This window comes from Limnohabitans sp. (genome assembly GCF_040400975.1).
Lineage (GTDB): Bacteria > Pseudomonadota > Gammaproteobacteria > Burkholderiales > Burkholderiaceae_C > Limnohabitans_A.
In genome coordinates, this window is the sequence record NZ_JBBAPF010000088.1 from 1 (window position 1) to 2,026 (window position 2,026).

The window sequence follows — 2,026 nt, forward strand, 5'->3', positions numbered from 1 at the left end:
CTCCGGTTTCAGCGGGAACTCATTCCTGAGCATCCCGGTGTAGCCTTCCTTGCGGATGACCGGGAGCCTGATCTGCTCTTGGTACAGGACGTGGCCATAGCCAATCGTCCAGATGTGGGCAGGGCAAAGGTAGGGTTTACTCCTAAACCCCTCATACTTGTGCATGAGGTCTTCGCCCGCCTTGCTCAGTTTCACTTCTTACTCCACTGGCGAGAACCGAACCAGTAGCCGATGATGCCCCCGAGGATCGCCATCTCGTCGGCAGAGAAGATCAGGTCAGAGTACAGGATGATGTCGTCCATGCTCTGAATGAGCGTCGGATGGTTCCACAGGTACCACGCCATGAAGGCGTTGATGGCCACCAACTCAAACACGAAGATGTAGGTAACCGTAGGCCGGACGGTGCCGGTGTAGTTCACCACCCACCGGGAAGCCTTGTCCATGATCTTCTGATCGTGCGCCAGAGCCGCCTCGGTCATCCGGGCGTCAGTCTCCATCGCCACCTGCTCGGTGCGAATCTCCTCCATCCGGGCCTGGGCTGCAAAACCTGCCGCTGCCAGTTGAAGTTCGCGCTCGGTCTGAACCTGAGCCAACTTCAGTTCATGGGCTTGATCTGCCTTGTTCTGGAAGTATTCAAGCAATTTGGGCAGGCCCGAGAGCAGCAAGCCCCCGAGGGTGGAAAGAAGCGACAGCATCTCAGGCTCCTAGAGCAAAGAAGAACAGAAGCACCCCGACTGCCCCCACACCAAGTGAGGCGTAGAACAGGCTCAGGGTGACGGCCAGGATGGCCGCAGAGGACAGGACGATGGCCAGTTGCAGTGCCATGCCGGAGTAGGAGTAGTAGGAAGACTTGGCCTTGGCAGCATCGCGCTTGGCTTCAGCCGCACGGGCCTTTTCCATGATCTCGTCCATGTCGGCGCGTTGCTTCGTGGCCTTCTGCTCGTTGTTGGTGACCTCGTAGATGGTCGCCCGAACATTCTTGGCCTGATACCACGCCCACAGGTTGTTGGACTCTATGGTTCCGTTGAGAACCGCAGATGAGTTCCTTCCGGCAAAGTAATTTGTAACAGCAAGGAGTAGAGCAAGCAGGCTAATAGAAACCGCAGCAAGAGCCTTGACATGGGCCTCCCTCTCTGAACGGCTTGCACCCTCCGGCGGCTTCCTGAAACTCATTGCTGTGCCTTGTCGATTAAGTAGTAACCCACCGCGATCAGGGCGGTTGCCACGAAGGCAATCGCTGCGCCGTACTTGGCGTTGAGCATGAACTCCTGCTGCCGCAGGCGGTGCTCTCGGTCTTTCTTCTCGCGCTCCTTCTTGAGTCGGATGCGCTCCATGATCATCTCGTTGTACACGTTCTCACCGTAGTGAGCGATGATCAACAACTTCAGTTCGTACTCCTGCTTGACCAACGCCTGCTTGTGCATCGTGATCTGCAAGGCTTCCTGCTCGATACTGCCGTCGTGCAACAGGCGCTTGAAAACCGAGGGCTTCTTGTTGGCCTTCTCGTTGGCTAGGCGGTTGAAGTCCCCGAAAGCGCCGTACCACTTACCAATCTGACCGGCAACGTCCTGAATCTCGCGGCCTGTGGCGACGAGTTTCTTAACGGCCCCAAATGCAGCATTCGCCGCTGATACTGCCGCGAGAATGCCGGTTATCGGTTCCATACACTACTTGTTCCCCTTGGCGATGCGCTCGCGTTCCTCAAGCAGCCTGACCTTGACCTGAAGGTCGTTGATGTGCGTCATCAGTTGCTCTTTCAGGATCGCCCTGCGTTCTGCGCTGATTGGGCTGTCGGTGGGCACGCCTTCCTTGGTGATGAGCGCGGGCATCTGCCCCTCAATCTTGGTCAGACGCTCGGAGAAGGATGCCACTTGACCGAGTAGCCACGCCAGTGCGGCCACCACGATGGGAATGACTGCTTTGAGAACATCTGACCATGCCATGTCATAACCCCAGAAGTTTCTTCACGACATCTGCCATCGCGCCAGGGCCGAGCAGGACCGCGCCTAGCGTGATGTACAGCCAG

5 protein-coding genes are annotated in these 2,026 nt (G+C 57.4%); all 5 read right to left on the minus strand.

Going from position 1 to position 2,026, the window contains the following annotated elements:
* On the minus strand, positions 1-195 hold a 195-nt coding region (locus tag ABWQ00_RS15895), incomplete at its 3' end, for a lysozyme (protein WP_502908168.1).
* Positions 192-695 carry a hypothetical protein gene (locus ABWQ00_RS15900; RefSeq protein WP_353239630.1) on the minus strand — a complete coding sequence of 168 codons (504 nt, stop codon included), beginning with the start codon at positions 693-695 and terminating at the stop codon, positions 192-194. The genes ABWQ00_RS15895 and ABWQ00_RS15900, both read right to left, overlap by 4 nt.
* A 1-nt stretch (position 696) precedes the next feature.
* Complete coding sequence (locus ABWQ00_RS15905; protein WP_353239631.1) at positions 697-1,173, minus strand: DUF4337 family protein; 477 nt, start codon at positions 1,171-1,173, stop codon at positions 697-699.
* Positions 1,170-1,664 (minus strand): hypothetical protein, encoded by a 495-nt coding sequence (locus tag ABWQ00_RS15910; protein WP_353239632.1) that lies wholly within the window; start codon positions 1,662-1,664, stop codon positions 1,170-1,172. The genes ABWQ00_RS15905 and ABWQ00_RS15910 overlap by 4 nt, the downstream gene beginning before the upstream one ends.
* A 3-nt stretch (positions 1,665-1,667) precedes the next feature.
* Positions 1,668-1,943, minus strand: a complete 276-nt coding sequence (locus ABWQ00_RS15915; protein ID WP_353239633.1) for a hypothetical protein — start codon at positions 1,941-1,943, stop codon at positions 1,668-1,670.
* Between the last annotated feature and the right edge of the window lie 83 nt (positions 1,944-2,026).

Excerpts from the sequence above, each read along its gene's own strand:
- ABWQ00_RS15900 (WP_353239630.1), bottom strand. The coding sequence starts at position 695 with ATGCTGTCGCTTCTTTCCACCCTCGGGGGCTTGCTGCTCTCGGGCCTG.
- ABWQ00_RS15905 (WP_353239631.1), bottom strand. The coding sequence starts at position 1,173 with ATGAGTTTCAGGAAGCCGCCGGAGGGTGCAAGCCGTTCAGAGAGGGAG.
- ABWQ00_RS15910 (WP_353239632.1), bottom strand. The coding sequence starts at position 1,664 with ATGGAACCGATAACCGGCATTCTCGCGGCAGTATCAGCGGCGAATGCT.
- ABWQ00_RS15915 (WP_353239633.1), bottom strand. The coding sequence starts at position 1,943 with ATGGCATGGTCAGATGTTCTCAAAGCAGTCATTCCCATCGTGGTGGCC.